The 7,683-nt window shown below is 53.7% G+C and carries 8 protein-coding genes; 1 reads left to right on the forward strand and 7 read right to left on the reverse strand.

Annotation, left to right across the window (positions count from 1 at the left end):
- A partial coding sequence (locus tag LAT75_RS14455) for a hypothetical protein (protein WP_291483390.1) occupies positions 1 to 596 on the forward strand: 596 nt, incomplete at its 5' end.
- A gap of 140 nt (positions 597 to 736) precedes the next feature.
- Here LAT75_RS14455 and LAT75_RS14460 read toward each other — a convergent pair.
- From LAT75_RS14460 to LAT75_RS14490, 7 genes are all read right to left on the reverse strand, one after another.
- Positions 737 to 1,480: an SDR family NAD(P)-dependent oxidoreductase gene (locus LAT75_RS14460; RefSeq protein ID WP_291483391.1), complete on the reverse strand. Its 744-nt coding sequence runs from the start codon at positions 1,478 to 1,480 to the stop codon at positions 737 to 739.
- 72 nt (positions 1,481 to 1,552) lie between these two features.
- A complete protein-coding gene (locus tag LAT75_RS14465) occupies positions 1,553 to 2,323 on the reverse strand; it encodes a DUF3891 family protein (RefSeq protein WP_291483392.1) in 771 nt (256 codons plus the stop codon).
- A 112-nt stretch (positions 2,324 to 2,435) separates the two neighbouring features.
- Positions 2,436 to 3,272 carry an alpha/beta hydrolase gene (locus tag LAT75_RS14470; RefSeq protein ID WP_291483393.1) on the reverse strand — a complete coding sequence of 279 codons (837 nt, stop codon included), beginning with the start codon at positions 3,270 to 3,272 and terminating at the stop codon, positions 2,436 to 2,438.
- Positions 3,273 to 3,292: 20 nt separating this feature from the next.
- The gene (locus LAT75_RS14475; protein ID WP_291483394.1) at positions 3,293 to 3,790 is read right to left on the reverse strand and encodes a hypothetical protein; all 498 of its coding nucleotides are present in this window, start codon (positions 3,788 to 3,790) and stop codon (positions 3,293 to 3,295) included.
- Between the two features lie 234 nt (positions 3,791 to 4,024).
- A complete protein-coding gene (locus tag LAT75_RS14480; RefSeq protein ID WP_291483395.1) occupies positions 4,025 to 4,216 on the reverse strand; it encodes a hypothetical protein in 192 nt (63 codons plus the stop codon).
- A 43-nt stretch (positions 4,217 to 4,259) separates the two neighbouring features.
- A complete protein-coding gene (locus tag LAT75_RS14485) occupies positions 4,260 to 4,556 on the reverse strand; it encodes an acylphosphatase (RefSeq protein WP_291483396.1) in 297 nt (98 codons plus the stop codon).
- Between the two features lie 341 nt (positions 4,557 to 4,897).
- Complete coding sequence (locus tag LAT75_RS14490; RefSeq protein ID WP_291483397.1) at positions 4,898 to 7,174, reverse strand: DUF5916 domain-containing protein; 2,277 nt, start codon at positions 7,172 to 7,174, stop codon at positions 4,898 to 4,900.
- Positions 7,175 to 7,683: the final 509 nt, after the last annotated feature.

Consider the following 7,683-nt stretch of genomic DNA (forward strand, 5'->3'; position numbering starts at 1 on the left):
GACATATTGCATGTCCGATAACCATTTTTCCGGAGCTTGACGGTGATAAATGGAATTCATGGAAAGTTAATATGTTGTTTTTCATAGATGACATAGGTTTTGATGCCAAAAATGAAGACAAAAAAAACGAAGCCAATATGAATGAAAATCAAGAACAGATAGTGGATATGAATAATGCTGATTTCGAGTTTGTGATGAATAGTAAATTCTTGCATAGAGATTTAATCATGCCACAAAACAAACACCATGAGGCAAATGACCTGCTCGGTACTTATCGTATTTTGTTTGAGCCATTTATACTGCAGGCTTCAAAAAAAAACAAAATCAGCCTACGCTGCAGAACTTCCGATCCCGCATTTAAAAAAATACTTGAGCTTACCAAGGAAACGGCAGGTCTTCCGGATGAAGAAATATTTAAACTCGCCAGTGGTGATGAAGGTGGTGAAACAGCCAGTATCTGGAGATATAGAATGGGACCTGCTAACGACAGAAAGCTCAAAGAAATAGCCCATAAATTTATAGCTGAAGAGCACAAGTGGTTCACTGACTTTATACAGCCGCTTAAGCAAATACTTGAAAAATATCCGGCAAAATAGTTCTTGCAGGTAACTGCCTGGTAAGCACATAGTGTATTACCAGGCAGTTTTTTTATATACTAGTTTGCTGTGACAGTTAGCCTAATTTTAAGAGTAGTGCGTGCTCAGTAGTACAGATGTTTTCCGTTTGATCCCCCTCTTCAAAAATCCCGCGCGCTCACCATTTTCCCCGGTTCGAAGCGGTTTTCGAGCAGTACGATTTTCATCATTTCGGCAATGGTTTCGGGGCTGTTGAGTTTGCCTTGTGTCTTGGCGTCGATGAAGCTTTGCACGTACTGGAAGTCTTCGGGCGACTGCTCCCTGATTTCATCCTGCATCTTTGTGTCGGTGCGGCCGGGGTTGAAGCCGAAGGTTTTGATGCGCGCCCTGTGCTCGAGGTGCAGGCAGTCGGTGAGCATATCGAGGCCAGCTTTGGTGCTGCAGTAGTGGCTCCAGCCGTGATAGGCATTTTTTGAGGCGCCGCTTGAAACATTCAGCACCCGAAGCTCACCGCTGAAATTTGCGGTGCGTTTCACAAATTCGTGCATGAGCAGGGCAGGAGCTACGAAATTGACCTCGAGATTTTGCCGGTATTGGTCTGTATCGTGCTTGCCTATGGGGCCAATCGGCTGCAGCATGCCGGCATTGTTCACCAGGGCGATGAGGCCGGCTTCATCCTGATTGATGTTGTCAAATATTTCCTCTGTGAGCAGGGTGATGCCGTCGGTGCGGGCGAGGTCAAATTGCCAGGCGTGTGCCGCAGCGCCTCGTTTGGAAACGGTCTCGAGCAGTTCGCCGAGGTCCCCTCTTGCGGTAAGATGTAGCGTTGTGCCGGGGCCGGCAAGGGCAACGGCAAGGGAGCGTCCGATACCGCGTGAGGCGCCGGTAATAATAAAATGGTTCATGTGTTCGGTCCGGGTTTTGGAATGGAAAAAAAAGCGGGTTAGGGCAGGGGACACATCACCCTAAAAATAAAATTAGTGCTGCTGCTCTGCCGGCAGCAGCTGCATGTCGATTTGCAATTTGTGTTCGGGGCCAAGCTCTCCGAAGGGGATGTTTCGGGGATGCCGCCACGCGCCGGCCTGCCAGCTGAAACGGTCGCCGCTAAAGGGCCAGGGGTGGATGCGAAAGGTTTCGGGCAGCTTCGGGTCCGGCTCCATGCTGAGCCTTAGGTCGCGGTAAGCGGGCGGCGGACCAAACGGACTTTCCTTTTCGGGGCCCATGCACATGCGCAGGCTGATGTAATCGGTGAGCAGGATGAAGGCGTTCATGTCCCGCAGGACTTCCGGGCTGAGGCCGGGTAAGGCATGATCGGCCAGCAGTTTTGCTTCGAGCCGTTTGTCCTGCCGCTTCACCCAGCTGAAAAAAGCGGCAAGCTCGGGCGAGTCGCCGGCGCTGCTGCCGCTTCGGGCAAGGGTCGTGTTGTGCCGCAGTACGAGCAAACCCGCCAGCGGATGAAGATTCCGTGCGTCATCAAAGCCGCTTTTCCAGATACTGAGGTGGTGCTCTTTCGGCATGTCCAGAAAATCATGGGGATGCCCTTCGGTACCGGTGTCCGGCTGACCTTCCCAGTCGAGCCATCCGAGGTCGTGCAACATGGCCGCCTGTACAACAAGATGCCGCGGCTCCGGCACCTCCGGGATGCCGTTCCCGCCTTTCCAGGCCTGAGCAAGTGCTCCGGTCATGTTGCTGTGGTGCAGCTGTGTGATGCAAAGGGCCGTTTCTGCGGCGGAATTGCGGACAATCATGCTAAAGATTTCGGATGGTTTTTTGAAAAATACTACTCTTTGAAGGGTGCCCAAAATAGTCAAAAAAATACTGCCGCGTCAAAAATAGGAAAGACTGGCAGCGGGAGCTGATTCAGGGGAAGTACCGGTCGATAAAGGCCTGATATCCCTGCCCGAAGGCCGGACCCGTCGCAATGTGACCGTCGTTGTGGTTGCCGGCAAGCTCGAGCCAGTAGCTTTGGCCCGGGGCGGTTTCATATATGATGCGCCCCATTTCGTAGGGGATGAGCATGTCGCCGGGGCTGTGTGCCACAAGCACGGGGCCTTCGAACTGCTTTACGAAATCGCGGGTGGGAAGCTTTACCCGCGCCAGCAGCCCGACCGGAAAGATGGGATAGGTTTTTCGGGCGATGTCGGGGATGCTGGTAAAGGTCGATTCCAGCGCAAGTGCGGTCGTGTTTCGGTTGATGGCGACCCACGCAGCTACCGGTCCGCCCATGCTGCGGCCCAGCGGCAGGATGCGGTCGCGGGCTACGCCCAGCTCCCCGGTCATGAAGTCGAAGGCGGCTATACCGTCGGCCAGAATCTGACGCTCGCCGGGGCGGCCCTCACTTTTGCCGTAGCCCTGATAGTCGAAGATGAAAATGTTGTAGCCCAACCCGTGAAAGATTTCGAGCAGCGGGATGCGGTTGGCAATGTTGCCCGCATTGCCGTGGCAAAACAGGATGGCAGGCCGGCTCAGGGCGTCATCCCCCTCGTGATAAACCCACCAGCCATGCAGCATCAGGCCGTTTTCGGTGGGGAAGAAGTGTTCGGAATAAGAAAGGCCGGCCACTTCCGGGGTGAAGGGGACCGGCCTTGAGGGCAGAAAAATGAGCCGCTCCTGAAACAGGAACAGCAGCAGCGCAAGGGCCAAGTACAGCCCGCCGAGGGTGAGGATGATGGTGTAAATTGCGCTGAGTTTAGGCATGAACAGGAATCAGGTCGGGATTAGAACCGGTAGCGAACGCCCACTGAGGTCGGGTCGAGGCTCACGAAGGAATCGCTGAGTGAGATCTGCAGCGCGAGCTCGCCGAACATCTCAAAACGCGGACTCATCCGCTGCTGAAAGCCGATGAGCGGGGAAATGCTGTCGCGGGCGTCGGCATCTGCGAAGCTGTCGCGGATGTACTGAATGCCGAGATAGGTTTGGGTACCGGCACTCACATTGCCGTAGCCCCGTAGCCCTGCCCGATAGCTTACGGCGTCGTTGTCTTCGTTAAAGAAGCCGGCGTAGTGTGCGGCGGCTGACAGGCTGAACCGCTCGTTCAGGAAGAAATCCATCCCGAGGTAAGGGTTGCTGCTCACGGAGATGGAAATGCCGACGGGTCCGGATGGGGTGTTTTCGGAGGAGCGGCTGCGCAGCCATGACTGTGCAGCCGCCAGCTCAACGCCGGCGTACAGCAGCAGGAAGGCGGCAACCAAAAATGATCGTAAGGTAACTTTCATAAAGTGGATTGGGAGATGAGGTGAGGGGGAGTTCCGGCAGCTGCAAGAAACCTCAGGCAAACGGCCGGTTTACAGCGGCGATAACGCTGCGGGAGGGGGAATCGCGTATGGGATATAAACGGTAAAATCCCGATTTTCGATAACTTTCAAAAAAGGGTGCCAATCCCCGGGGTTGTTGTAGTTACCCGCCAATAGTAGAGCTCGGCTCCGATTGAAAACGGCGATTCCCCTTTCCTACTCTTCCTTTTTGCTCATTTCCATTTCTTTCTTCAGGTGTGCGGCAACGAGCAGGTTCACAATGCCGCCAAGGATCACAATCACGGCCGTTACCTGCTGTACAATGCCCCCGAAGTTGGTATCGCCGTAACTCGTGAGAAAGCTGATGATGCCAACAAGCAGCACAATGATGCCCGTTGCCAGGATCATATAAAATTTGATTTTGCGGGTCATAAGTCTGGCCTGAGATTTTTTATTCGTATCGGAAATTGAAGCTGTCCCAGCGGTTGGCCGGTTCCTCCTCACTGATGGTAACTTTTTTGACGTTCGAGCCCACCGGACCTTCGTGGCAAAGCTGAATGAGCTGGCTTACCTTATTTTCCGGACCCTCAAAGTGTGCCTCTACTGAGCCGTCGTCGAGGTTGCGCACCCATCCGGTGATGTCGTTACGTTTTGCAAAGCGGTACACAAAATACCGGAAACCCACACCCTGAACCCGCCCCTCAACTTTCACGCGTGCAGCTGTGGCTGAGCTGATCTCTTTGTTCATAATGGAAAATTTTTTCAGTATTGAATTAACAGTCTGTTTGGCCACTGAGCACAAATTACGCTGGTTGTGTACAGCGGTACGAAAAGCACAAGCTGTCTGATTTCGCTTGCATCAAGCCTGCGGATTATACCGGGATCGGGCTTTTTCCGGTCACCGCATCTTAAAGCATCAAAACCCTGAAACAGTCGTGTAGTGTTAATATAGGTACTTCCCGAATCAGCTTCATGTAAACCGGTTCTAAATCAGAGCTGATTTGGTCCCGGCTGATTACCCTGTGTTTCTGTGTGCGATTCCCCCCCCTTTACCACAACCGGCCTGCTTTCTCCCGGTACGTTATCCCTTCAGATACGGTAGGTGTAGTTGAGCTTTACGGCACCCTGCGTTTCGGTTGGGGTGAAGCGGTCATCGAGCTGAATCCAGTTGCGGGTGTACACCAGAAACAGGTCTGATCCGGGCCGTATCGTCCAGCGGAGGCGGTTGAACAGGCCAAGCATGCTGCTCATGTTGTCGTACTGAACGATGGAGGTAACGGCCAGGAACGGGCTGAAATCAAAATTTCCGGTAAAGCGGAACAGGTCGGTATGGAAGCTGCCTGCTTTCAGGGAGATGTCGTCCCGGTTCCAGCTGCCTGACACGTTTATGCCGGTGTAAGGGCGCAGGGTGACGGAGGCTTCATACTGATTGCGGGTGCCGTTCCAGAAGTCTTCGCGGGCAAAGCCGGAATAAACCACAATCTTGCGGAAGGATGCCGTGCTCAGCCCCAGAAAAAACCTGTTTTTGGTATAGGCGCCTTCTTCAATGATGAACCTGCCGTCCCGCAGTAAATCGAAACTGAAAGGCAGGTATTCATACTCATGAACCACATTCCCCCAAAACTGCTCGCCGCTTTCGAGCCGAAGGTTCAGAAACTGAAACCAAATGTTAGACTGCTCCGTCCGGCCCTGTAGATTGCTCAGGTAGGTGTAGGAAAGGGCTACGTTTGCAGACCTTACGAGCGCACTGTTCTCAAAAATACGGGTATAGCCGATGTTCGGGTTGATCCGCCGGAATCCGTTTCTTGAGGTGAAGCCGAGGGCCGGGTTGTAGGCCTCACCAAGCTGCCGGTATGACAGGTGTCCGTAAAAAGGAAAGTTCGGGAAGTTGATCCTGAACCCGTAGGCCATCCGGTCGGTATCAGAAGATTCAGACGCCTCACGCGGATCATTGTGCCAAAGAAAAAAAGATTCAAACTCGAGGTTTTTATCGGTGAGGAAGCGGGAGGTGTTCAGGCCAAGATCAGCGCCTAAGGTGTGAAAGCCGCTGTTCTGATCGTCATGCGCGTTTCTTCGGGTGTAGATGAGCCCGATGCTGCTTCGTGAGCCAAAGTTTTGGATGTAGCGGGCAGCAGTGAAGTCTTCGGTCGGTACCGCAGAGGTTTCGCCCGTGCGGATCTGATACAGGCCGAGGGTGTAGTTTTCGGTGCGCCCGAGTACGCGCAGGCCCGCATTCACCGGTACGGGCCTGCCTTCAGCCAGACCAATCCTGCGGCTGAAAAAAGGCGTAACCCCGCTTGCTGAAGCAAAGCTGAAAATGCCGGCTCCCTCCAGAAAGAAATCCCGCTGCTCCGGGAAAAACAGCGGAAAACGGGTGAGGTTTATCCGCCGCTGATCCACCTCTGTTTCGGCGAAATCGGTGTTTACGGTCAGCGAAGCGCGTATGCCGGGGGTGATGCTGTAGCTCAGGTCGAAGCCGGCATCGGTGCTTCCCGAGCGCTCCGGAGCCATGCCCTGTGGGCTAAGCCGCGTTCCGCTTCCGGTGACATAGGGTTTCACTTCCAGACCAAGACCCTGCGAAAGGTTTGTAAGCCCGGTCAGCTTTCCGGCTGCAGCCGGCCGGAAGATGCCCTGATTTCGCTGCCAGCCCGCCCATAAAATTTCTTCATTGCTACGGCGTACGGTCCGCTGAAAGTTAATCCCCCAGCTGTCGGAATCCCGGTCGAAATCGAGGGACCTGAACGGGATGCGGATTTCAAGACTCCAGCCCTGCTCGCCGGTATGGGTTCTCACTTCCCAGATCCCGTTCCAGGATTTGTTCAGGGAAACGCCCTGCCCTACGGTCAGCAGCCCGTCGCCCATCAGGCCGTTGGGGTTGGTTTCAAAAAAGTAGGCCGTACGCTGGCTGTTGAAGGTGTCGAGAATAAACATGAAGCGGTCGTCGGTGCCGAGGGCAGCATTTCGCCTTTTTTGAAATGCCAGAATGCCCTCCGGCTTATCATCATACAGCATGGCTGCGATATACAGGTAGTCATCATCGTAGGCGACAAATACTTCGGTCCGGTGGCTGGGCACTGCGCCTTCTTCCGGTTCCTGCATGGTAAAATGGGTTGCAGGCTCCGCACGGCTCCAAAATTCTTCGTCGGGGATGCCGTCCAAAACGAAAGTTTCGCCGGGCCGCAGCCGGTATGCGCGGATTTCATAGGGGGAAGCCTCCCGAGCCGAATGCTCAGCATCGGTGGTCTGATAAGCTGCTTCGGCAGGACCCTCGAAGCCAGCGGCTGCTGCCTGTGCAGGCTGAAGTGTGCCCGATACAAAGCACAGGCTAAGCAGGAGTGCGGCTGTTATAACCGGTTTGAAAATCATACGATTAAAGGAGAATTGCTGATTATTTTGAGAAACAGCAACCTGGTCTAAGAAATAAAAAGGGGCCTGCTGACCTGCCCGAAAAAGAATCATCAGGCCGCTGCAGGATCAAATGGGGAGCTTTTAGAAAGCGCCCAAACATAACCAAATACCGCCTGTAAGCCGCTGCGGGATGCGCATTTTTTACAGGCATCGCGCATTTTTGAAGGGAGCGGACAGGTCCTGAAAAAAACAACCCTTAGCTAAGGCGTTTTGCGTCATCCTTTCTGCATGAATCCCGGGAGGGAGGTAAGGCCGCAGACAAAATCGCTGCTTGTACCGGTTAAGGCAATTTAGCCTGAATGCTGTATCTTTGCAGCATTCCGAAACCCTCCCAAATTTTTGTTATGTCCTACATTCATCAGATTAGCCTGAACTGGTTTGTGGTTTATTATTTCACGCTTGGCATCATTTTGCTGGTGAACGGCCTGATTTGGTTTTCGCGCCCGGCACCGTTTCAGCAGTACCTC

Origin of the sequence: Cyclonatronum sp., from assembly GCF_022565315.1 — a bacterium.
GTDB lineage: Bacteria > Bacteroidota > Rhodothermia > Balneolales > Cyclonatronaceae > Cyclonatronum.

Bases quoted from the DNA above. Each gene is read 5' to 3' on its own strand.
- LAT75_RS14460 (WP_291483391.1), bottom strand. From the start codon at position 1,480: ATGAACCATTTTATTATTACCGGCGCCTCACGCGGTATCGGACGCTCC.
- LAT75_RS14465 (WP_291483392.1), bottom strand. From the start codon at position 2,323: ATGATTGTCCGCAATTCCGCCGCAGAAACGGCCCTTTGCATCACACAG.
- LAT75_RS14470 (WP_291483393.1), bottom strand. From the start codon at position 3,272: ATGCCTAAACTCAGCGCAATTTACACCATCATCCTCACCCTCGGCGGG.
- LAT75_RS14475 (WP_291483394.1), bottom strand. From the start codon at position 3,790: ATGAAAGTTACCTTACGATCATTTTTGGTTGCCGCCTTCCTGCTGCTG.
- LAT75_RS14480 (WP_291483395.1), bottom strand. From the start codon at position 4,216: ATGATCCTGGCAACGGGCATCATTGTGCTGCTTGTTGGCATCATCAGC.
- LAT75_RS14485 (WP_291483396.1), bottom strand. From the start codon at position 4,556: ATGAACAAAGAGATCAGCTCAGCCACAGCTGCACGCGTGAAAGTTGAG.
- LAT75_RS14490 (WP_291483397.1), bottom strand. From the start codon at position 7,174: ATGATTTTCAAACCGGTTATAACAGCCGCACTCCTGCTTAGCCTGTGC.